This window comes from Tissierella praeacuta DSM 18095 (genome assembly GCF_900128955.1).
Lineage (GTDB): Bacteria > Bacillota > Clostridia > Tissierellales > Tissierellaceae > Tissierella > Tissierella praeacuta.
In genome coordinates this window covers 397,958-423,792 of the sequence record NZ_FQTY01000002.1, presented here as the reverse complement: position 1 = coordinate 423,792, position 25,835 = coordinate 397,958, and the positions used below count along the sequence as shown (strand labels likewise).

Here is a 25,835-nt window from a genome sequence, read left to right as displayed (position 1 = left end):
AAAGATAGCGACTTTAAAAAACTTAAAGTCGCTATCTAATATATTTATCTATTTCATTCCGGAACCATCAGTAGCCACCAACGAACCGTTTATAATCCTTCTACAAGATCCATCTCTTACCTTTGCTTTTACTGAATCTACAATGTTTGCTGTTGACTGTCCTGAAACATTAATTCCTCTACCAATACTATTGTTGTGTAAATCCATAGCTTTATCTACACCACTTGAGTTATACTCATGAGCAGTAGCCCATTTTTCAGCTGCAGACACACCTATGGATTGTTTCATTAAAGCATTCCACAGACAATGTCTAAAAGCATCTGAATTATCCTGCCACCCATTCTGACCATATACTTCTATTGTTTTATTGGTAGCAGTTTTTCCTGCATTATATACCTTTACAGCTTGTACAGGATGTGCAAGTGCTAATTTTCTTTCAGCAGGATTAAGACTACCATATCCAGGAAGATAATCACCCACACCTCTTGAGTCTATTCTATTATTGCTTAAACCACCATTTTTTATAAACTCTATAAGATGTGCGTCCTGTTCTTCTTCCGTACTATCCGGATTTAACTGAACAAATCTATCTAACTCATCCGATAATGTTGCTAAATCATTAGTATCTCTAATTTCAACTGTAACATCTTGATTAACTCTTGTTGTATTTTCACTTTCTGCAGCAAATACATTCATGGGAGATACTACCATTAATATGCTCATTAATGCTACTATACTTAACCATCCAGATTTTTTCTTTAACATCTAATTTCCCATCCTTCCTTTAAATACAACCTATCTTTTTTATTAAATTGTAATTTTGGAGCATCCTTCTATGTCCATCCCCATCTCTCTAATTTTAAAGACCACTTATAAACATCTCAATCACCTCACTTTCTAAAATTATATCAACGAATAGTTCTATTCTCGAAATCACCATAACTCTTTACTATAGTCAGTGTATCCTAACTAATTTAATTTTGCAAGTAATATAGTTGTTTATTTTACAATTAATTATTTTTCTATTTAATTACTAGAAATGGCACTTTGATACTTACAAAATATATTCAACTTTTATAAGACAAATATCTTTTTACTACTATAATTTCTATTTTTATAGACTTTTATTTCCAATTTTTAGATTCTTTTAGATAGGGAGCAAATCGTCTCCCATCTGCTCCCTATCAGTTATTTACTGATTAAGCAGCACTTTTAACTTTTTTAAAATTTTGTTTCTAAAGTTAAATATCTTCTTTGAAGACACCTTTTGTTCTTCTGCTAAATCACGAATGCTCATCTCTTTGAAATACAAAGAATCTATTACTTTTCTTTCTTCCTCATTGAGCTTCTCAAGTGCTTTATACAGCTCCTCTATTCTCATCTTGGTTTCAATGATTTTTTCAATATCTATATCTGTATCTGCAATGGACTCTATATTGACATTGTAATCTTCAAAACCGTAGACCTTATGCTTTCTGTCAAGTCTACTTACATGAGCTTCATGATTGAGCTGTTTCTTATATGCTTTATATATTTCATCTGACACATATATCTTTTTACCTTTTACATAAATATACTTCCTATCATCTGTCATTTGCAAAATCCTCCTTTTTTATTTTTTGACAACGAAAAGTTTTGAAAATAAAAAAGGAGGACTTCTGCATTTTGACATGCAAAGTCCTCTTAAATTATACGAAAAGTATCTTTTATCTAAAATAAGCTGATTTATTTTAACTATAAAAAGGTAATATCTTCGTTAATAAATACTCTTTTAATAATAAAAATACTCTTTTCATAATATGCTCCATATTCATTAATTCTAACAATCCAATTTAAATAATTCTATCCCTCCTAAAAATAAATTATTAGACTTAAATTTCTAATAATTTTATCATATAAAAATTTATTTAAATCTCATTTCTTAATTACATTTGGTATCATTGTTTTTCAAAAAGCCTACTATAAGATTCATTCCTTTCTTTTAATTCTATATGCTCACCACTATCCACAATCTTCCCGTTGTCTAAAAAAAATATTTTGTCTGATGATACTATTGTTGAAAGCCTATGTGTTATTGTTATTAATGATATATTTTTCTCTTTTAAATTCTTCATAATTCTATCCTCTGTAATTGCATCTAATTGATTTGTACCTTCATCTAAAATAACAATTTGAGGCTCATTAATTAAAATTCTAGCTATTGCTAATCTCTGCCTTTGTCCTCCTGACAAGTTATGTCCATTATCACCAATTTGTGTATCCATTTTAAAAGGCATTTTTTCTACGTCAGCTTCAAAACAAGCAATTTTTATAGCCTGTTTAACCTCATCATCTGTATGCGATTGAGCAATATCAATATTATTCCTTATAGTATCATTAAAAAACATTTGATCTTGCAGCACAATTCCAAACAATTTTCTGTATGATTTCAAATTATATTTATTTATATTTTCTGAGTTTATAAGTATATTCCCATTATAATATGGATATAACATCAATATCAATTTTACTATTGTAGTTTTCCCACACCCCGTTCTACCAACAAAAGATATTCTATCTCCTTTTTTCAAATTAAATGTAATATTATTAAGAACTTTTTCTCCACACCTTCCATCATATGAAAAATCTACATTATTAAATTCTAATTGCTCGAAATTTTTTATATATTTTCCATCATTCACTGGTTCTTCATCTTCAAACACTATTTCCGTAAGTCTGTCAATAATAGATGTTGAATACTGAAAATCAAATACATTTTGCATGATTGTCGCTAAAGGATTTAGAAAAAGATTAGTTAATGATATAAAAGCCATCATTTCTCCAATAGACATGACTTTATCATTTATCAAAAGACTACCTATAAATAATATTACAAAAGTTGGTAATAATCTGTATGAGAGCATGAAGCTTTGATAAAGTCCCAACGTTTTCTCTCTAATATATTCTGAAGAAATTTGCTTGTTATAAAACTCACCCCATTTACCTACAACTATTTTATTTGCACCTAATGTCTTCATAATGGTGATATTTGAAAAACTTTCCATCAAGTAACTTTGAGTTTTTTCTCTGCTCATAATAGAATTTAAATTTTTTTTATCTACTGTTTTAAGAAAAAATAGTAGGAAAACACATAAAATAAAACCCATTGCAAAAATTATATAAGCTAATTTCACAGAACTTCTAAGCATTACTATAGCTACTATCACTACTGTTGTAAAATCAATAAAGATAGAAGTAACAATATTTGTTATAATTTGTTGAAGCGCATCAATACTATTTATTCTTGAAATAATTTCTCCTGCTGATCTAATATCAAAAAACTTTAATGGTAGTTTAAAAGTTTTTTCTACAATTATTTTTTTTAAAGAAGAAACATATTTTTTCTCTAACAATGATATTATTTTATACCTTATAAAAGAAAATAACCCATACGCAAAAGCAAATATTATAGAATATATAAACAAAATAAATATGTTTGTATTTGCACTTTTTCCTACAACATCATCTATTACATATTTTGTTATCCATGGAGTAAAAAGAGTCATCATTTGAATTACAACTGACAAAAATATTGCTAAAACAATCATTTTTTTATCAAGAAAACCCAATTTTAATAAACTAAAACTATAATTCTTTTTCTTCCTTTTTTTGAACTCCTTATTAGGTGTAAGCAACAACATTATTCCTGTAAAAGATTTATTAAATTCTTCAATACTCACAGTTACTTTGCCAATCTCTGGGTCTAGATAAGACACAAAATCATTTTTTATTTTGCAAAGTACTATATAATGATTATTGTTCTTAAGACAAATACATGGTAGTTCATTGTATATTTGCCTTATGTTTTCTTTGTCTTGCAATTGCATTGCTCTTGCTGTTAGCCCATAGATTTTTGAAACCTTTATAAGCTCCCTAAGTGAAACACCGTCTCTTGAAATATTTATTTTTTTGTTCAATTCAGCAATGTGTGTTTTACAGCCATAAAAATCCAATATCATACAAATAGCAGCTACACCACATCCTGTTTCAGATAATTGTTGTATAAACTTAACCTGTTTCAAGTTATACCTCCTATTCCAATAACAGAATTGACGGTAAACTAGGATTACATAATTTTAATAGTCCATACCCTATCCCTGATAATCCAACCATCATTCCAGGTGAATCCTTATATGGTATTCCACATTTCCATTTTCCATTTTTTAAATCATTCAAAATATATTCCATATAAGTATCACATTTTTCTTTTATTTTTTCATCTTTCATAATTTCACTAGCAAAAAGTAATATTTCAATATTACCAAAATCTCCATGACATAAGCAGTGGCTTCTTCCCAATCCATACTTTAAACAAGTTTCAATTGCATTAAAAATATCTACTTCAATTTTTTGCTTTCTCTTTGATGAAAGCGGAATATCCATTTTTTTTAAACATAGTCTATTTAACAAAATACCACTTGCTCCATGACACCAGGCTACTGGTATATTATTGTCTATATCATCATATTTTATTCCATCATCAGTTTCCCTCTGATCAGACCAATTATTCACATTTGCTCGATAGAGTATGTCTTCATACTTTAATCCTCTTTCTATAATATCTAAGTATCTATCATCTTTCGTAAGTTCATACAATTTAGCCAGCACCCAAACTATTCCTGATGTCCCATGAGCAAAACCTCCTAATGGTCTTTTTGCAAAGGATCCTTGCCATGCTATGACTCCATTATCCATTGTTACAAAGCCTTTTATTATTTCTTCTGCATAAACCTTGATAATATCTAAAATTTCCCTCTTTTTTGTAAACTCATAGTATTTTAAAAGTATTACAATAACTCCAGCAGAACCAATTATCACATCATGATCTTTACTTTTATTGAGATTTTCTTCACAACTCAATAATACACTGTTTCTCATTGATTCAATTTCAACCAAGTTAAATAAATCCCCGAGTTCTTTTTCTAGGATAATCAGAGCGTATATTAATGGAGTTTCTCCAGAAAACCCACCAAAAAGTATTTTATCTTTATCTCTATCATATTTATCTTTTCTATCAAAATAAATTCTTATGCTTTCATAACATTGTCTTACTACATTCAAATACTTTTTATTATTAGTTTCTTTATATAAGTAAACAAAGTAAATTAATATTCCAGAAACTCCACTATACAAATCAAGACCTATTGGCACCATATTCCAATCATTTGTTTTTTCGCCAACAATATTCATATCTATCCAACTAACATCCCCATTATCACCAATAAATGAATTTTCAATTAAATAATTAGCTATATTTCTAGATATTTCTATGAACTCTTTTTTTATATCATTATAAGATCTGCGTTTTTTTGTTATTTTTAATATTTTTTCATGTTTTGTTTCTTTATTTTCTGCAAAATTATACTTTGGATCATAATTTAAGGCAGTTGTTATTAATAAAGATTGTATCTTCAAATCCTTTTTATTAATATTATTTATCTTTTTTATAACCAAATCAACTGAACTATTTTTAAAAAACTTTTCAACAATTTTTCCGTTTCCATCTTGAACGTCACAAGAATTAATTTTTGATAAAAACATTGGAATATCATTTTTCAACATGGATAAAAATTCTAACCCTGAAATTCTTTCCAACTTATTTTCTTCCTCAACTTGAATCCATAATCTTGAAAATAACATTTCCCTATCTAATCCACTGCGCAGAAAATCGGGATGAAAAGACAGTTGTATCATAGATGAATAATACTGTGTTGCTCTCATTATCTGTCTTGAATAAATATTATTGTACTTTTCTGTATCAATTTTCAGCTTGATTTTATTACTGTCTGTCAAAAATTTTTCATAACTATTAATAAAACCATACTTTAAATTCTGTTTGTATTTAGAAACATCAATTTGGACATCTCTTACAAAAGGAGCATTACTTTTTTTCTTTAATATTGATTTTCTATAATCTATTCTCATTTCATCAGTCAATATACTTGAAATACTTGCCCTTTCGATAGGAATTTCCTTATTTTCTTCATTTGTCATAGCACTCACATCTACTCCAACATCACCATCTTTACCCCATATTATATTTGGCAATATGCCAACTCTTCTTACTGAATTTTCAATCACTTCATATATTCTGTCCGCAGCAGACATTTTTTCAAATTCATTTGTTTTGTTGTGAAATACAGTTTCTAAATCTATCAATACAGGATGCTTTCCATGTGCAATTATATTTTCATAATGTATATCATTTCCCCTTAAAATATATAAAATGAATAGTAATTCCCCTAATTCCTTGTAATATGTTTCCATATCAAATCCATCTTTACAAGGCTCATGCATAACATATTCTGTCCATCCATATGAACCTTTGTTAAGTATTTTTATAGAATACAGCTCACTACCCATAACCTCATTAAATAATTTTAGTGTTTTTTGAAAATTTTCATCTAATTCTAAATTTCTTGGCTTATATACTACCAGTTTATTATTATCTGTGTGAACTATAATAACAGACTTTCCACCGTTATGTGAGTCAGACACGCTTAAGTCTACTTTTTTTATTCTATTCGAAATACCAAAAACATCATTAAGTTCTAAAGAATCTTTATAGAAATGTTCTATAAACTCAGATGTTGATAAAATCCAGTTATTCACAGTTTCCACCATTAACCTAAACATTACAGGATATTCTTCAAGATAATCCCAAAACTTCTCTATAAGGCAATACTCCAAAAAATATTGATACCTGTCTTCCTTACTTTCTCCTTTTAATTCTCCCTCTTCTTTTGCAATATTTAATTCCAAGATCAATGTTCTATAACTAATATTTGTCAATTTATCTAATAGTTGAACTGTAAATTGATTTATAATATCTTCTGTAACATCATAATCTCTAATATACCGTTTTAGCTTAAATATAGCTACTTTAACAAACGGAATATAAAATGTATAGAATAAAGGTTTTACCCTCTCACTTTTTTCATTTACAACATAAAAGTTATGTAGTTGAACATCATCACAATAACAAGATTGTAGTAACTCAATAAAATCCTCCCACATAATAATTTCTTCTGATTTCTTGATCGAAAAACCTTGTTCAGATAAAATTTGTTCAAAATCATTTCTTTTAATATTAAATTCCTTAGATAAATATTTTTCATAATTCCCAAACTCATTTCCTAGAAAATCTTTCCAATACTTACTTCTTATTTCTGATATTTTTTTCCCATTAACATCTATATTCCCATCAAACTTATTTCTTTCAAATGAGTAAGTACCATTCTTAAAATCTTCTAATGATTTCATATTAACTCTCCTTATACAATAATTTTTTCTCTAATCAAAAATTTATTTTTTTTCACACTCTCTTAAACTATATAAATTTGTATTTTCCAATTTTTATAGTAGTGTTAATTTCTAACTAACATATTGATTAAACTCACCCATATTTTCAATCTCTGTTACTAATTTATTTCGTTTGCAAATTTCACTATGGTCTATTATAAACATCTTCTTTGTTATATAAGTTTTTACTAATATTCACATTATCAAGTCTTCCTTCACTACAAATGAGTCTTAATTTTAGCATTTCTACTACAAATAAACAAAACGAGAGGCAGATGCAACACCTACCTCTCGTTTCGCAACACCCATACTAGCAACAAATTACTGTTGCGACTGGACACTCTGTAGTTATTGTGCAACCATGACCACAAGAGTCTTTATTTGAATAGCAATGGCAATATGAGTTTGCTGTTCCGCCTGCCATTATTCCATCAATCTCATTGTCAGATAATTCACGAAAAATATCTCCAGCTGGATTATCATTATTTTCACTTTTGAGATAAATGGATTTCTTCCAGTTTTCTATTTTCTTTGACATCTTTGCTTCCTCCTTTCTTCAAAAATTTATAAATAACAGCACGAAGATTTACCACGTACTTTATTTATCGAACCCTAGAACTCTCGTTTTACACTCTTACCATAAAAAAACAAAGCCAGCACCGCAATAAACAACACTACACTACTTGCAATCAACTTTTCAAAAACTGTAGAATCAACAACTCCCGAAATATAAAACATTGCATTCACAAAATAAATATATGCTATTTCTGTCTGAGATATAAATACTCCTAAAAACGAAAGCACAAATCCAGTCACAACAGCTACTTGAATGCTTTGTTCCAAATATAACATTATACTAACTATAAAAGCAGAGATAATAAAACATATGACTCCATGCACTAAATACCTCGCTATGTAAAGAAATACAATACCAGTATCTAATGAATTTATATTTAAGCTTAACTCCAATACAAACATCAGCAAGAATAATAACATTGTGTAAATAACAGATATTATAAACAATAACAACATCTTAGACTTTATTAAATCACCTTTCCTTATAGGTATACTCAATAAATTATTAAGCGTATTATTACGAACTTCCAGCAAAAATAATTCCATTCCAACTAAGGAGAAAATCGGTATAAGCAAATAATAAGAATTGGTTGTTAGTCCATTTTTAAAAAACCAACCAACTTCAGAACCATATTTCACACCACAATAAGTCATATTCCCCATTGCATATTGTATAATAGCTGTAACGAAACAAACAAAAGTCAAGACCAGTAAAAATTTCCTTCGTTTCATTTTTTTCATTTCCAAGCCCAAATATACCATTCAAATTCCTCCTGATAAATCTATATATCTTGCTCTTCTAATACCTTCAATGAAACAACTACATATACAAAAAATACCAAAATAACATCAGATAACAAAAACACTACATTAGAATTATTTTGAACCCCTTCAAAATTTTTATACCAGATAATATGAGGCGCACTTGCTAACGGACTAAATCCTTGTAAATACTTCATTAAAAAAAATGATATCACTATATAAATACTTCCAGCTAAGTTAGTAATAGCTCCATTGCCTTTTGTAACTATAGTAATGATTGATATCGGCATAATACTCATTGTAACAAAAAGCGAACTGGACACACACAATTCTAAAAATCTTATTATCAAATCAAATGTCATACTCTCACGAAACCTGCTAAAATAACTTGCCAAACATACTGTTACAAAAACGATTCCCATAAGAGCTAAAGCCACTAAAAATATATACAGCAATTTAGATAAAAAATATTTTCTCCTTGATATAGGTATAGTCCAAATATGCTTAATAGTATCACTTTTGTACTCACAAGAAAAACTGCTTGTTAAAAACGACAGCAAAACCATTGGTAAAATCAAATAATCCATATAACTCAGAGAAAATTTATACAAATACATAAAATTATCAAACAACCCAACTGCACTTACTGTATAGAATATTACCACTGACAAGTAAGCAATAATAAGTATAATAGATATGTATAGCGATTTGGATCTTTTACCTTTTTGCAATTCTGTCATCAATAACCTACCCAATCCCCTGACCTCCTGTAACTTTTTTAAAATAATCCTCAAGAGTAGTTTTATTTTCTATTATTCCAGAAATATCTACATTATTATTTGCAAAAATTTTACTCAATTCTGAAACAGTTACATTCTTGGCTTTCACCACAATCTCATTACTAGTGATTTCTAATTCATATTCTTTTAAACCAACACTAAACAAAGCCTTCACTACAGCTTCTTTATCCTCTGCATATATCTTAATAAATCCATTATTCTGAGCATGCCACTTCACCATATCTATTTCATCAATCAAATTACCATCATTAATAATACCTATCCTATCTGCTAAATTTTCTAATTCCGACAAAATATGGCTTGATATTAAAATGCTTGTACCAGACTGTCTAAACATTTTAAATAAATTCCGCACCTCAGCAATACCTATCGGATCTAATCCATTAATCGGCTCATCCAGAATCAATACCTCAGGTTTGTGCATAATTGCATTAGCTATCGCTAATCTTTGTTTCATTCCTAACGAATATTTTGAAAAAAGCTTCCTATCATTATAGGATAAATTAACCAATTCTAAGACTTCTTTTACCAAGTTTTCATCAATATTTCTCAACTTGGCAAAAATCTTTAGATTTTCAGCCCCAGTTAGATTTGAATAAAATCCAGGAGTTTCTATTATACAGCCAACCTTTTTTAATACGTCCTTGCCAACTACTGTACTAGTATCCTTTCCTAACACAGTAACCTTTCCACTCGTAGGTTTCGTTAATCCTAATATAATTTTCATTATAGTAGTTTTTCCTGCTCCGTTTCTACCTAGAAGACCATATATCTCTCCTTTATTCACAAACATATTTATTGATTTAACTATAGTTAAATCTTTGTATTTCTTATTCAAATTTTCAATATTTATTGTATTTTCCATAGAAACACCTCGCAGAAGACCAAAGCACAGCAGCTTCTTTAATCACACTTTACAATACGAACACTCATATCTTCCTGTTCCATCTATATCAAAAACATAATATAAACAACAGCCGAGTGACTCTGCAATTCCTTGTGCAACCCTCAGAGAAGGTTCAATTTCACTTTTCTCTAATAGACTTACATATTGTCTAGTTACCTTTACTTTTTCAGCTATCTCTTTTTGCGTTATTTTTTGTCTTTTCCTAATATCCCTTATTCTATTTTCCATTATCCTTCTTACTTTTCTGTTTATTTTATTGTATTATATACCTAACTTTTGAAAAAAGCAAGTGTAAATTGCCTATTTTAAAAAATATATCCATATGAGCAAGCACAGTAAGTGCATATGCACTTACGAAAAAACGGACTAAGCAGGTCAGAGTGCCGCTGCTTCTTTTTTTCCGTTTTGCTTGTTGGGGAGTATCCCCAAACCCCTATGTGAGTATCCTTGATTTATGGCGTTACCTAACTATCTTTTAGAAAAGTTCAGCTACCCTCATTGAATCTTTCTTGCAAAAATGATATAATGTTCTTGTATTCTATATAACTATTTTATCTCCATGCAGGAGATTTCCGATGAGGAAATATACCATAAAGCAAAACCTGTAAGTCAAGTTTTATACTTGATTTTACAGGTTTTTTCTTTTGTCTTTTTACTATGTTATATGAATTTAGGAGGTTTTAGGATGACAAACAGAGTGAGAAAACATGGCATTTATTTAATGCTTTCAGATGATGAACTAGAGATTTTAGAGAACAAATACAAGCTCTCCGGTTGCAGAACTTTGCGTCAATTTATTATGAAGTGTGTTTTAGGTAAGGATATTTTCGTACTGGATATGACAGTTTTCCGAGAGCTGTCTGCAAATGTTGGCAGGATAACAGGCAGTATTAATCAGATTGCAAAACGAGTCAACTCTACCGGTGTGATTTATAAAGAGGATATTCTTGATATAAAAGAGTTACTTCAAAGACAGGGAAAAGACATTTATTCTTTGCGAAAGAAGCTATATGAGTTAGGAAATTTAGAAACCGTAAACACGGAGGGAGTCTAATGGCTGTTACCAAGATTCACCCCATAGAAAAAACATTATGCTTAGCTCTTAACTACATTATGAACGAGGATAAAACAGATGAAAAAATCCTTATTTCCTCTTTTGGTTGCAATCCTAAAATGGCTCATCTTGAGTTTGAACAGACAAAAAGAGAATGTAATTCTAAGGCAAAAATCTTAGCAAGACATTTAATCCAAGCATTTGCTCCAGGAGAAACCACACCAGAACAGGCACATCAAGTAGGACTAGAGTTATGCAAAAGAGTCTTGCAAGGAAAGTATGAGTATGTACTTACCACCCATATTGATAAAGGGCATCTTCATAACCATATTATATTCAACAATGTGAGCTTTGAATCTGGAAAAGCATATCAAAGCAATAAGAGAAGTTATCATCAAATCAGAATGGTCAGCGATGAACTTTGTAAAGAAAATGGTTTATCCGTTATTGATGAACACTATAAAAAATTCAAAAATAGATATTCTACAAATGGTAAAAGCTATATGGAATATAGCGAATTTAAGAGGGGAAGTTCTTGGAAAAATAAGTTACAGCTTGCTATCGACAAAGCGATTTTAAAGTCCAATACTTATGAAGAATTTCTGAAAATAATGGAGGAGTTCGGTTATGAAATTAAAATTGGCAAATATCTTTCATTCCGCCATAAAGATAAAAAAGACATCGGCAGATTTACAAGAGCAAAGGCAAGTGTACTTGGAGAAGATTATACGAAAGAAAGAATTAAAGAACGAATAGAAGATCCGAATAAACAGCATATTTATGTTAATCAGGAATGTCATTATGAAAAACGCTCCTACAAAAAAATGAATACTATTGTAGATATAAAGAACAATAAAAAAGTAAAATCATCTAAAGGCTATGAGGTATGGGCTGATAAACATAATATGAAAACAATGGCTTCCTCTTTAAATGAAATGAGAAGGTATGGCATAAACTCTTATGAAGGATTGGATTTAAGACTAAAAGAGCTTGCTTCAGATAGACAAAAAATCTTGGATCAGATTAAACAGACAGAAAAAGAAATGCAATCCATATATTCTGCAATAGAAAATAAAAATACCCTATATAAAAATCAACTGATCTATGATATGTACTTGGAAAATAAAAAGGATGCTGTCCTTTATGAAGAATATAAGCCTCAAATTATCGCCTATGAAATAGCCTTAAAAGAGCTTAAAAACTCTGGGTATCAAACCTCAGATATTAAGTTTTTAGCCGATAAATACAGTACTTTAGACCAATCAAAAGCTTCTTTTATGTCGGAATACACTGCCAAAAACTCTATGCTCCATGAATTGCAGCAAGCCAAGAAAAATACAGATTTATACCTTGATAATCACTTGGAGAAATAAAAAGAAGGGAGATCACTTTTATCTAAATCTTAGATAAAACGATCCCCCCACCTTGTTTTTTAAGCCTGCTTAATTCTCATCATTCCTCTGTTTTTTCTACAATATAGTATTCTTTTTTATCCCCTTCTGCTTCCCTAAGATAATCTTCCCTTCTTTTCCATACAGCTAAGGAGATAATAGCGATTATGATATAGTTGACCACCTGATTTGCCAAATCATGATTTAACAGAGGTAAAAAATAGGATTTTCCATTTGTAATAAATCCATGTACTAAAATACAATATACTGTCATAGAACTGAAAAATGAAATAGCTAAGTTAAGAATTTTGCCAATCACTCCAAGTTTATTATGAATGATTTTAAATAGGACTGTATATATCACTACCGCAAATATTGCTGCTAACACATCCCAAAAATATACGGCATATCCAGATGAAAATTTTACTGAAAAATAATGGTGAGTATAGTACCAACTTGCTATAAACACCACTAACTTATCCATGGCAAATAAGCTTATTTTTACAAATGTTGCTCCTGCAAATAAGATAATGCCGATATACATAATAATCAATACGATAAAAACGCCAATCATAATATTCATCATCCTTTCCAAAGCATTCTATTTTTCTTATAAATATAACGCTCCTATTCTATTTTAGCAAATCTTTATTTTAACTTTAGAAAGAAGACCAGCGAAAAAACAGGGGATAAACAGCTTATTTAGCCGTTTATCCCCTGTTTTACATTTAGCGTTCTATATCTTTTTCACTTTTCATATTACCTTGCTCTATTGCCTTCCCGTCCATTTTCCCCTTATAACTTTTCAGTTTTTCAAGTGCAGAAGATTTTTCTTTTGTATCCTGAGATTGCTCTTTGGATTTTAATAGTTTCGCAGAATATATTCTAAAGCTTGTATACTGCTTTCCGTTTTTTCCGGTAGTAAGTTTTTCCTTTCCTGAAAGTGAAACAAAATCTCCTTTTTTAAAGCTCTCTACTGCTTGAATCTGCTCATTATAAGCAAAACAATTCGTAAACTTAACATTGCCCATCTCATCATTTTGAGCAATGGAAAAGCTTGCCACTCTAAAGTCCTGCCCCTCATTTGACTTTAAGTCCTTCACTTCAACATCAATGGTAAGATTGCCTTTGATATACTGCTTTTCTTGATCCTTATTATCTTTCACAGTTGTATTTGTTTTTTCTTTTGCAACATTTTCCTGTATTTCAGCATGTTCACCTTCATTTATTTCTTGCCCATTTTGTTCCTGAATATCTACTTCTTTTTGTACTTCATTCATCTTGGTATCTTGGGCTATTGCCAGCTCTTCATCAATAAAATCCATGAACTTCTCATCAATTAATCCCATCGTAGAATCAGTCATATAATTATCATAGGCATCTTCCAGTACATCTTCATTATTTATGCCTGTTTCAAGTGAGATAATTCCTTTTACAAAATCACTGTGGTTATATTCTGCCAAAAATGATAAAGTTTCCTTCATGCTTTCAAAGCTATTGTTTTGCATATTGGAAATGCTTTTTAGATCATATGCATATCTTCCATTTGCCCACTCAAATTTACCGGCTTCTTTGTTTTCCCTAATTCCTGAGGCTATGACAAATTGTTTTCCGGAAAATAGTACTGCCTGATTGTCTTTTACATCCAGTACGGTTGTTTCATCACCTAATGCCGTTTTAATAATATCGCCTTTTTTTAGACTCATAGAATATTCCTCCATTTCATATTTTTGCTTTTTAACCCTTAACTTTCTAGCCAAAAAGAGTACCTGACAAATTGTCAAAGCACTCTTTTTCTAAATCTTATTATTTAATTACTGTATAATTTATCTACAAAATCATAGTTATACTATCTTTCCTTTTCGCAGCACTCTATCTTTGCTTCTTTATTTTCTACCTGTTCCGCTTTGTCCTTATATTCCTTCAACTTTTCTAGTACTGAAGTTCTTTCCCTTTTATCCAAATCACCTATACTTTGCACCTTACTATCTCGAAAATCGGCATCATATCTGTCTATCACACCGTCTAAGTCCATATCTTTTGAGAGCGGATCATAGAAATTACCATCGTCATCAATTTCAAGTCCTAGCACCTCTTTCAATTTTTCTTCGTTCACATATACAAGTTCATTAAAATCCCAAAGTTCTATGCTTGTTTTTATTTGCACAAGTTCCCTTGTATCACTTGCATCAAGCGGATCATAGATGTAACTAAAACTATCAATTAAAGTATTATCTACATAGGTATTCAGCTTATAATTGACTAAATCAAGGCTTGTCTGTATCTCATGCTTTTCATCCGGTGTAGTCGTATAAGCCAAGCCCACATCTGTCAAATCAGGGAACATTGTATCAAAATCCTTTATACTATGTGCTTCATCGTACTCCCTGTTTAGAAAATGAATCAGTTCTTCTTTCACTTCTTCCAAAAGTGGATTTTTATCCTCTTTTACATCTTCTTTTTGTCCCATATCAAGCAAATGATTTACCTCAGCAAGCCTTAATGTCTTTTCTTTTAAAAGCTCTGCCTGTGGAAATTTCTTCTCGATTTCAAGCTTTGCTGTTTCAAGTTGATTTTCAGTATCCTTAAGTTTTCCAAGTGTCTGTTCCAATCTCTCAGGCATTTTATCAAGTACATTGTCCATTCTTGTTATATTTCCTATCTCATCCGTTCCAAACTCTCCGTAGTGGTTTTCTTCTCCTTTGAGATTGAATTTATACTGATTGGAAAAACTGTCATAATATGCAAACAACTCAAAGTTTCGATACTCTCCGATTTTCACTTCCTCAGAACGAAAACCATCTGTCTTTCTTATGCTTTTTATCTTACTAATCAAAAATTCTCCGGCTATCTTTTTATCTGTATATTTTTTGCCGTCAAGAATAAGGGATGTGAATTTTGACACTGTTTCTTTATCTGCCTTTTTCTCTATATCTTTTGAATTTTCTCCTATATTTTCCAAGTTTGACTGAATATATCCTACCTTATCTGTATTTTCTTCTCTATATGGCTCTACTCTTTCTATATCCTTTTTCAAATGTTCTATTTTTTCTTTCAGACTTTCAATTTCTTTCGGATATACCTTTATAACCTTATCCTCCAGCTTATATAAATTGGATTTAAAATTAGACTCCAGCATTTTTAGTTTACTTACCTCAACATCAAGATCCATCTTCTCACGAATAAGCGGATTTCCCACAGCCAAAGCCTTTATTTCCGCATAATTCAAAGTTGCCTCATCGACATCCTCTGCAACACGTACAGGTGTTTTACTTGTCATAATTTGAGAGATATATTTTTGTTTATTCTCAAGAGTTTGGAAAAGGTAGGCATCAAAGGTATTTTCGGTTATATACCTAAAGATATGAACATCACTGTTTTCATTACCCTGTCTTACAATACGACCTGCTCTTTGAGAAAGGTCCGCAGGTCTCCACGGGACATCTAAATCATGAATGGCTATCAGTTTATCCTGGCAATTGGTGCCTGCCCCCATTTTTTGCGTCGAACCAAGAAGTATGCGAATTTCCCCTTTTCTTACTTTATCAAAGATAGCGTCCTTCTCCCTGTTGTTCTTTGCATTATGGATAAATTCAATCTCTCTTTCAGGAACGCCCATAGCTATCAGCTTATTCTTCATATCGTCATAGATATTAAATTCTTTGGATGGTGTGGATAGATCACAAAAGACAAGTTGAGTAGCTTTTTCTTTCCTATATTTATCCCAAATTGCAAACACATTTTTTATGCAAGTATTTACCTTGCTGTTTTCATCATCGGGTAGTAATGGATTGATCAGCCTTTGATCCAGTGCCATTTTCTTTCCGTCATTAGTAATAAGTAGCATATTATCGACAGAGGAATCTACCTGTTTTGCCCTAACTTTATCCGCTCTTTCAGAAAAAGACTCCAGTATCTCCTTTTGCTCCTCTGTCGGTTTGGTTTTTATGGTTTCATAATGAGCATTTGGTGTTGGTAAATTTAATACATCAGCAGTCTTTATATCCATAAACCGCTTGACCATATTCATCAGTTCCGGAAGGTTATAAAATTTTGCAAATCTGGTCTTACTTCTGTATCCATTACCTTCAGGATTAAGTTCAATTGCTGTAACCGTTTCTCCAAAAGTAGATGCCCAAGAGTCGAAATGTTGTAAGTGCATTTTTTTAAGTTCATCATACTGAAGATAACGCTGCATGGTATATAGCTCTGCCATAGAATTACTTACAGGGGTTCCTGTTGCAAATACAATCCCTTTATTATTTGTAATCTCATCCATGTACCGACATTTCATCAGCATATCGCTCGATTTTTGCGAATCGGTGTTTGTAATTCCTGCGACATTTCGCATTTTTGAAAAGAGATACAAATTTTTGAACGAATGTGCTTCATCCACAAAGAGCTTATCGATCCCCAACTCTTCAAAGGTTACAACGTCATCTTTTTTATAATCATCATTCAGCTTTTTGAGTTTCGCTTCCAAACCTTTCTTTGTTTTTTCAAGTTGCTTAACCGTAAACTTCTGGTCTCTATCCCTTTTGTACTCACTAATAAAATCCACGATTTCATCAATTTGGCTTTGCAACTCATACTCTTGTCTTTCTTTACTAATGGGAATTTTTTCGAATTGACTATGCCCAAGGATGACTGCATCATAATCACCGGTTGCAATCCTACTGCAAAATCTTTTTCTTTTATCCGGTGTAAAGTCTTTTTCCGTTGCACAAAGGATATTGGCTGCCGGATAGAGTTCATTAAACTCTCTCCCAAATTGTTCCACAATATGATTGGGAACGACAAACATCGCCTTACTGCTCATTCCAAGTCTTTTTGATTCCATAGCGATTCCTATCATCTCAAAGGTCTTTCCTGCACCGACTTCATGAGCAAGCAGGGTATTTCCGCCAAACAGTCCTCTTGCAATTGCATCTTGCTGATGCACCCTGAGCTTTATTTCCGGATTCATCCCGTCGAACGAAAGATTGCTGCCATCATACTCCCTCAACCTGACGGAATTAAATCGTTCGTTGTACTCTTTTACAAGTCTCTCTCTTCGCTCTACATCCTCAAAGATCCAATTCTTAAATTCTTCTTTGATCAGTTCCTGTTTACTCCTTGCGAGCATCGTTTCCTTTTGATTTAGTACCGATGTTTTCTTTCCGTTCTCATCCACGATTTGATCATATACATTGGTATCTCTAAGGTTCAAAGTGTCTTCAATTAGCTTATATGCACTTACCCTACTTGTTCCGTATGTGAAATTAGCAAGATCATTTCCTTTATCTATACTTTTACCTTCTACTCTGTATTCCCCTGTAAAGTTGGTATATTTGATATCAATATTCCATCTGTTTGAAGCAGATGTCTTTAACAGATGAAACATAAAGCTCTTATAATCTTTCTCAGGTATCCAAGTTGCTCCCAGCCTTACAGTTATATCTGAGGCTTCCAATTCTTTTGGCATTACCTCCAATAGTTTTTGTTTTTGATAATTTAGATCAGACAATTCTTTTTTTAGAGTAGTATTATCCTGTTTCAATAGTTCTGTATCATTATTTGGGACTTGTTCATTTTGCTCAAGTTCATATTCTACATTCTTGATATATGAATCTATTACTTCTATCTTCTCTCTGATATTTCCACTAAGGTATTCATCAGCAGTTACATAAGATCTTGAAAAGTCTCCCAAATCTATGGCTGAAGAAAAAGGAGTTGTATCACTTGGATCAAATCCGTCTAAATTTAAAAATATCTCTCCCTTTAATCCTTCAATGATTTCTCCTCTTGTTTTTTCAGTGAGCTTTTCCATATAGTCGAAATTGACTTTCCCTTTTTGAGAAATGGACAAAATTAAAGCCTCTGTTAAATTATCCGTATGCGTAATGGCTACCGCTTTTTTTATGGTTCTTTTTGTGAAAATATCCGATTTACCAATAAAATTCCCTTCCTTATCCAGTTTTTCCAAAGTGGAAAGTAGAGAATAGTTCGCATCTTCACGAAACAACTTTTTATTCGCCTTACTATTTAAAATTCCGTATTTTTTAGAAAACTCATCATAAAGATGATTTAAATCCCCTTGTTTTTCTTTAATTTCTACATCAGAATAATCTTCTTTTTGATAGGTAATTACCTGTCTTAATGCTTTTTCAATTTCAAGATATCCCTTTACCTTCTCTTCATCATTTTTATTTAAGCCTACTTTTTGCATAACGGAATTTTCTCTAAAATATACCTTATCTTCTATCACAGCATAGGAATAGTTTTTAACACTATCATCAGCTGGTATGGTTCCTACTTCAAGTTCATCATTTAACGCTGCTTTTTCATAGCTTCCTTTAATATTTTTAATAGCACCCTCAAGCTGTTCTTTTAAAGTTTTACTCTCATCTACAATGCAGGTAATTGTATTTCCAAATCTGCCCGATACCTCCTGCATACTTCCAAGTATCATATCGGGATTATCTACAAAATATTTGTTATATGTCAAACCTTTTTCATCCGTAGCAAGTTTTTGCCACGGCTCATCTGTCTTTAAAAGTCTGTCTCTTTTTTTAAGAAAAATAATATCACTTGTTACTTCTGTCCCTGCCTCACCTTTAAATGTGTTGTTGGGAAGTCTTATTGCACCTAAAAACTCTGCACGCTCACTGATATATCTTCTTACATCTTCATTTTTCTTATCCATTGTTCCACTGGATGTGATAAAGGCCACTACTCCACCGGAACGTACTTTATCTAAGGTTTTGGCAAAGAAAAAATCGTGAATCAGAAAATTATTCTTTTCATACTCACGATCCGCTATTTTATATTCTCCAAAAGGAACATTTCCTATTGCTATATCGAATAAATTGTTTGAAAAAGTTGTTTCTTCAAAGCCTTTGATTTGAATATTTGTATTAGGATATAACTTTTTAGCAATTCTCCCGCTTATACTATCAAGTTCTACACCATAAAATTTGCTACCTTGCATACTCTCCGGAAGATGTCCAAGAAATCTCCCGGTTCCCATACTTGGTTCTAAAATATTCCCATGTTCAAATCCCATATTGGATAGGGCTTGATATATACTGTCTATCACAATCTTCGGTGTATAAAAGGCGGTTAAGGTACTTTCTCTTGCTGCATCATACTCGGTAGAAGATAAATTTTCTTTTAAAAAATCTCTTGCCTTACTCCATTGTCCCTGTTTTTCTTCATCAAACACATCAGAAAGTCCTCCCCATCCAACATACCTGCTTAATATGTCCTGTTCTTCTTTGGTTGCGTATCGATGTTCTTCCTCCAGTAGCTTTAACACTTCTATCGCCTCGATATTATTTTTCAATCGCTCAGATGGTGGTAGGGCTTCCTCTTCTCTTGTGATTTTGTAATTGACAGGTGGGATATTGGTATATGATTCTTCTTGTTGTAACTCTTCCTTGGTTTTTTGTATTTCTTCTACCTGAAAAATCTCATCTTTTCCCGGCATAGTTTCATCTTTACCAAGCATATCCATCAGAGTCATCTGCTTGGTTCCAATGTTTCTTTCACTCTCGTTTTCGTTTGACTTATACTGTTCAAGAAATTCTCTTTTTGCATAAAGATTTGCAATCGGTCTTTGAGAGGTATATAAAACATCTGTAACGACATCTTCCTTTTTCGATAAAAGCTGTAACCTGCTCATTCCAACGGGATTAAAATTATTTCCAGTAATTTCATATTCTTTATTTTGAAAGAGAACGGAAAGTCCTTGTTTGTTGTAATCTTCAATATCTAACAAAATAAGATCTTCCTCATTGATACTTTGTTCTTGCAGCTTCTCTGTTGTAGATACAATCTCCAAATCAAGTTCACTTTCATTTCTAAAAGGAATAATTTCGCTACCCGTTATAAAGCCGTTTAAATACCCTTCATGATCATCCAGTTTTATCGTCTTATATATTTTATAGTCCTGAATTTCTGAAATTACATATTCTTTGCCTTGATATTTTACCTGCATACCTTCCTGATAGATTGACTCCTTTATCTGTTCTTTCTTTTCCTCATTGCTTTTTTCAATCTGCTGATTGACATAGCCAGTAAGCATAACACTCCTATGATTATCATCAAGAAGATAAGGAAGATTTTGAAGCATTTCATGGTAGTTTTCATATTGGATGGCTAGATTGGAACTTAACATATATCCGTTGTATCTTAAATTTTGTTTTAACTGCTTATTTTTCATATCCAAAACAAGCTCTGCCTCATAACCTTCTTTTTCATCAATGCTATCTGTTATATGCTCCGGTGCTTTTAAAAGATCTTCCAATATATTTTTTTCATCTAAAATAAATTCTTCGCTTTGAGGATAAAATTGATATTCTCCTATGTCCTTTACCTCTTTAAAAATCAGAGCAGATAAAATTTCTTTCTTATCTCTTAACTCCAATACCTTTGCTTTTTCTTCTTCCGGTAAATTAACATTAAAATGTATTTCATTTTCTCGGTTGATATAGGCAATATTTTGATAGGCATCATCTATTTTTAAGTTTCTGTTATACACATAAATATCATTATAATAATCAGGAAACTGTGTATTAAAACTTGCCACCTCAAAATCAAAACCGCCTTTTTCTTCCGTTACCTTATCCGATGAAATTTCATATAGTCCTTGATTTTCAAGATAGAAAACATCATTAAGATCTGTTAGATTTACTTCTTTCATACTTGTAGCAATCTCATCGAAAAGTTTATCTATTTTTGTACTTTCTTCAAAGGTGCTGCCACGATATAGCGGATAGATTTTCCCCTCAAAGTTATTTTCTTTCGGGTAAATTCTAAGTCCTGTCTCTTCTAAGGATATATCCTTTACTTTCTCTTTTTCTACAACTGCATAATAATTACCGACCTTAATAGCAATCTTATCTTCGGCAGCCGTCTTTGCTATGTCGTCTTCTATCTCTGTTTCTAAAGCCTTTATTCTTTCTAAGAACCTGTCAACATTACTTGAATAAATTAAGCTATCCGTATTGTTGTATGCTATTCTATACTCACCGTCATTATTTTTGAAAAAAGTAAAACGGGCTAAATCGGATAATTCTTTATCTTCCTCAAAAGGATTGAATTCTTCAAACTTTGAACCATCCGTATATACAAAATCTTTGAAATATGGGAATAACTTCTTATAATCTTCCTGACTCGATACCACAGTCATAGACTCATTTTCTAAAATATTCTTTAAGATATTATCTATATCTTCTGCATTGTGTTCTTCGGTTTCTCTGCTTATGTTCATCTGCTCATAAAGATACTGAAAATCTCTTTGGTTTGCCTCATTTCCATCTCCGATATCCATTCTGAAGTGTTCTTCCACTTTACCATCTACAATATGATCAAAATAGAATTTAGAATAACCTACCCACTCGTCAGTCATTTCTCCATATTCATCTTCACCTACCGTTTTGTTATGAACTCTGATTTTTTCGTCAAGCTCTTTGATTTCATCAAGCAATTCTTTCGTAACAAGTTCTCCGCCATACTCTTTTTCTATAAGGCTCAAGCCTTCATTAAATTCTACAACCCAATAATCTCTACCATTCTCTGTTTCAGAAACAGATTCTTCTTTGAAAGGTTCATTTCTATCTGCTATATTTTCTTTTCTATCTTCCCTGTTTTCTGTCTGCTCTGTAAGCTCTTCCTTTTCTATATATTTGTCACTTTCAATAAGATTTTGTATCCTTTTTGCTGACTGATTCCAGTTTAGAAAAATATCCTTACAATTTTCTTTTTCAAGCTTAATTCCTTTGGCATCGTGCCACTCATTACTCCCTCTTGCACCGGATAACGCATGAGAATGACCGCCTGTTCCGTATTCTTCTTTTAGAAAGTTTGCTTGTTCCCCTGTAGTATGACTTTCCTTAAAAAAGTTATATATTCTTTTCTTACCGTCAGAAATACCGCTGCCGTCTCTAAAGGTTTCATCAATTTCATCTTCTGTAATAAAACCCTTTATATTGTGCATTTCCATCATATTTGAAGTAAATTCTTTTCTTGGTATCTCTAAATCCTGCAATCTTTGTAGAATATCTTTTGTCTTGTGATAATGGAATCGCAAAAGACTTGGATCTTTATCATAATCTTGTAAAAATGTTTCGTATTGCTCCCTTAGTACATTTCTAAACTCAGGATTTTTCAGGTTTTCTGCAAGTTCTTCGGTTTGATCGGGGAATCCGCTTTTTTCTGTTTGCTCAAGAACAGTGATGTAACTTTGCTTTACCTCATCTGCAAAATCTTTTTTTAAATACCAAAGCATCTCCGCAAGTTCTTTTCTCTCAAAGGAAAAAGCTTCTGCCACCTCCACATTTGTGGCATATTCTCCCTTATCAACTAATTCTTTTATACGTATTACTGCATCTTTCCACTGAAAAATCTGCATAGGATTTTCCCTTGAGGAAATATCATTAGACAAATGTATTCCGTCATTTCCATACCATGCACAAACTCTATTTCCCTTTAGCTCATATCCATTTCCACCTTTAAAAGTAGTTTGAAGAAAATCAGCCAATTCTTCCACGCTTTTACCTTTAGAATATTCGGCTAACACCTTTAAGCGTAAATTGTCATCATTTCCTCCATGAATTAAAACAGCATCAATTTCTTCTTGCTGCATCGGTAATTCAAATCTACCTTGAATTCCTACGTTTTGAGCAAAAGAAAAAGAAGCCTTATCGACTTCTTTACCCTCATCTTCTATATGTTCTTGTTCTAAACTTTGTGTATTTTCTTCCTGTTGCTCATCTATGCCCAAACGATTTGTTCCATCGCCATTCTTGTAAGTGTCATATCCAAGTTTTTCTTCAAAGCTGCGTACTTCAAAAAGTCCTGATCCTGCATTTCTGTGGTCATCTCCCAAGCCTCTTTCATTTTCGGCTCTTCTATATCTATGAAGTTCTCCACTTGTTCCTGAATGTCCAACAGATGATCCATTAGTGCTTCTTCCATCAGCATAATCTGATATTCTTCTCCTCTTTCCTCTTTGAGATATTTCAGTCTCGCTTTGCCAAATCGGTTCAGTTTGCTTAAGTTCAGTTTCTGCGGCAGTTTCATATTCGGAATTAACACTTCCGATCCATCCTCCATCATTTCCAGTCTGTAAGTTCCTCCCTGTCTCTCGAACGGACTCTCTTTCACGATCGGTGTATAAATCTCGTTTTCCAAGATGTATTCCTTCTTTGCCATCACTACGGTTTCTTTCATCTTCCAAGCCTCCTTTATTTCTTTCTTTTTCATTTTCTATCATTTCGACAGTTTGTTTCATTTCATCTGTAATAGTATTATAACGCTCCTGCTCCTTTTTTGTCTGCTCCCTTTTTTGAATTTCTGAAAATTTTTCTCTTTCTTCCACTTTTGAAATTTCTCTACCTATATCCATAAGGATTCTTTTTACATTGTTTGAAGTATAGGCAAGCAATCTGTCAATATCTTGCGTACTTGAAACTCCTGAAAGCAGCTTTAATTTTTCCCTATCCCCTAAAAAATGCAGTCCCATTCTTTCATATACCGACACCTTTGCGGATTCTTCCAAAAAATGGAGTATATCGACCTTACTGTTGTCTTTTAAGGTTTCATCACTTAAAGAATTAAGTACCTTATTTAATATCTGCCTCGTATATAGCGAAACAAGTGTATTTATCTTATCTTCTGTAGAAAATATAAGGTTACTGTTTTTCTCTTTAAAGGTATCAATCAGGGTATCTAAAGCAGTTATATGCTTTTCATTATGATATTTCCATAATTTCACTTCAGAAATATTATGATTTAAACTCACTGTCTGGCTTATATCAAAGATATATTTTATCTTCTCTTTTTCGATGTCTAAGACTGGAATTCCCTTTTCTCCCCTACTTACATTTCTTCCGACACTCTTCCAATAGTCATATTCCGCACAGGCTGTTGCCTTTTCATTTACTGTATATATGCTAAGCTGATTAAAATACGGATATTTATAGTTGTTTCCCACTACCTTAAGATAGGTTTCATATCTATCTATATCTTCTTTAAATTCTTCTTTTGCATAATAGAGCATTTCTTTTACTTCACTGAATTTATATCTTGGCATCTTATCCACCTCCATGTTGTTTTTTGAATGCTCATATTCTCCCCTTTCCTTTGTTCTTCTAAACTCGTTATTCCTTTGAATCTTTTCATAGGAACGATTCCAATCGTAAAATCTATTCATGGAACTTATTGCTTTATTTGCTATATAGTGAATATAGTCGGTTCCCGCTCTTTTTTTATACCATTTCTCTCGTTTTAGTCCGCTATTTTCCATAAAGGATATTGCCATTTCTACATTTCCTGTATAGTAAAGCAGCCTTTGTAGTATAAAAAAATCAGCCTCCGACTGGCTGTTAAAATAGATTTCATAATTACCATAGTAAATTTGTCTTAAATCTTCTCCTGTATATGAAAAATATCCCCTGTCAAATAACTTTTCTAATATATCTTGATCCCCCTTGTAAGAAGTAACAGTTGGACTTCTTTTATTTTCACTGATAATTGCATTTGTTTTGGACATATATCTTTCATATAAGGGGTTTAACTCACTGTCAATGTTTATTACTTTATTCCTGTCTCTGTCTTTTATAACATTACCGGTAACTGTAAAAAATCTATCCTTATCATAAATTTCAAGATTTTTATATCTTTTTCTTTCTCCAGGAACTTTACCTTTTCCGATAAAATGTAATCCTGTTTTTGACGGAGAAATCTCGGCATAGGTGGAAATTTCTCTTAAAAAATTGGCTGTCATGGAATTAGCGTTTTTATTTTGCATATATTCAAAGACTTCATCACTTACCTTATCTATATCAATTCCAATATAACCATCTCCAAGCATAAATCCAAGTCCATCACCAATATTTCGATTAAGTGCTGCTATGCAATCTTCATAAGAATTCCATGTCGTTTTATCATTGGATTTGGCAGGTTTTCCGTTTGGCATCAAGGGTAGTTTCGTGTTCTTTCCATTTCTTTGAATCATTTTA

14 protein-coding genes and 2 pseudogenes are annotated in these 25,835 nt (G+C 31.8%); 2 read left to right on the top strand and 14 right to left on the bottom strand.

Features of this window, described 5'->3' with window-relative positions; translation table 11 throughout:
- Window positions 1-48: 48 nt before the first annotated feature.
- From BUB33_RS04625 to BUB33_RS04585, 9 genes are all read right to left on the bottom strand, one after another.
- Complete coding sequence (locus tag BUB33_RS04625) at window positions 49-765, bottom strand: DUF6973 domain-containing protein (RefSeq protein WP_072973643.1); 717 nt, start codon at window positions 763-765, stop codon at window positions 49-51.
- 427 nt (window positions 766-1,192) lie between these two features.
- On the bottom strand, window positions 1,193-1,594 hold the full coding sequence (locus tag BUB33_RS04620; protein ID WP_072973642.1) for a sigma-70 family RNA polymerase sigma factor: 402 nt from the start codon (window positions 1,592-1,594) through the stop codon (window positions 1,193-1,195).
- A gap of 343 nt (window positions 1,595-1,937) precedes the next feature.
- A complete protein-coding gene (locus BUB33_RS04615; RefSeq protein ID WP_072973640.1) occupies window positions 1,938-4,061 on the bottom strand; it encodes a peptidase domain-containing ABC transporter in 2,124 nt (707 codons plus the stop codon).
- A 10-nt stretch (window positions 4,062-4,071) separates the two neighbouring features.
- Window positions 4,072-7,302: a type 2 lanthipeptide synthetase LanM family protein gene (locus tag BUB33_RS04610; protein ID WP_072973638.1), complete on the bottom strand. Its 3,231-nt coding sequence runs from the start codon at window positions 7,300-7,302 to the stop codon at window positions 4,072-4,074.
- A gap of 349 nt (window positions 7,303-7,651) precedes the next feature.
- A complete protein-coding gene (locus tag BUB33_RS04605; RefSeq protein ID WP_072973636.1) occupies window positions 7,652-7,879 on the bottom strand; it encodes a plantaricin C family lantibiotic in 228 nt (75 codons plus the stop codon).
- Window positions 7,880-7,953: 74 nt separating this feature from the next.
- Window positions 7,954-8,679, bottom strand: coding sequence for an ABC transporter permease (locus BUB33_RS04600; protein WP_072973634.1), 726 nt, complete (start codon window positions 8,677-8,679; stop codon window positions 7,954-7,956).
- Between the two features lie 20 nt (window positions 8,680-8,699).
- The gene (locus BUB33_RS04595; protein ID WP_072973632.1) at window positions 8,700-9,434 is read right to left on the bottom strand and encodes an ABC transporter permease; all 735 of its coding nucleotides are present in this window, start codon (window positions 9,432-9,434) and stop codon (window positions 8,700-8,702) included.
- Entirely contained in the window at window positions 9,427-10,344 is a 918-nt protein-coding gene (locus BUB33_RS04590) for an ABC transporter ATP-binding protein (RefSeq protein WP_072973630.1), read from the bottom strand. The genes BUB33_RS04595 and BUB33_RS04590 overlap by 8 nt, the downstream gene beginning before the upstream one ends.
- 42 nt (window positions 10,345-10,386) lie before the next feature.
- A complete protein-coding gene (locus BUB33_RS04585; RefSeq protein WP_072973627.1) occupies window positions 10,387-10,614 on the bottom strand; it encodes a helix-turn-helix transcriptional regulator in 228 nt (75 codons plus the stop codon).
- A gap of 457 nt (window positions 10,615-11,071) precedes the next feature.
- Here BUB33_RS04585 and BUB33_RS04580 point away from each other — a divergent pair, with 457 nt between their 5' ends.
- Complete coding sequence (locus tag BUB33_RS04580) at window positions 11,072-11,440, top strand: plasmid mobilization protein (protein WP_072973626.1); 369 nt, start codon at window positions 11,072-11,074, stop codon at window positions 11,438-11,440.
- Window positions 11,440-12,813, top strand: a complete 1,374-nt coding sequence (locus tag BUB33_RS04575; RefSeq protein ID WP_072973624.1) for a relaxase/mobilization nuclease domain-containing protein — start codon at window positions 11,440-11,442, stop codon at window positions 12,811-12,813. The genes BUB33_RS04580 and BUB33_RS04575 overlap by 1 nt, the downstream gene beginning before the upstream one ends.
- 79 nt (window positions 12,814-12,892) lie before the next feature.
- Here BUB33_RS04575 and BUB33_RS04570 read toward each other — a convergent pair whose 3' ends face one another.
- From BUB33_RS04570 to BUB33_RS16870, 5 genes and pseudogenes are all read right to left on the bottom strand, one after another.
- Entirely contained in the window at window positions 12,893-13,405 is a 513-nt protein-coding gene (locus tag BUB33_RS04570; protein WP_062624952.1) for a hypothetical protein, read from the bottom strand.
- Window positions 13,406-13,559: 154 nt separating this feature from the next.
- Entirely contained in the window at window positions 13,560-14,591 is a 1,032-nt protein-coding gene (locus BUB33_RS04565) for a single-stranded DNA-binding protein (protein WP_200778119.1), read from the bottom strand.
- 89 nt (window positions 14,592-14,680) lie between these two features.
- Window positions 14,681-22,216: pseudogene (locus BUB33_RS04560) on the bottom strand (SNF2-related protein); the annotation flags it as partial.
- 1,370 nt (window positions 22,217-23,586) lie between these two features.
- The gene (locus BUB33_RS16875) at window positions 23,587-23,895 is read right to left on the bottom strand and encodes a TnpV protein (RefSeq protein WP_422821945.1); all 309 of its coding nucleotides are present in this window, start codon (window positions 23,893-23,895) and stop codon (window positions 23,587-23,589) included.
- A gap of 1,126 nt (window positions 23,896-25,021) precedes the next feature.
- A pseudogene (locus BUB33_RS16870) lies at window positions 25,022-25,366 on the bottom strand (phage NrS-1 polymerase family protein); the annotation flags it as partial.
- Window positions 25,367-25,835: the final 469 nt, after the last annotated feature.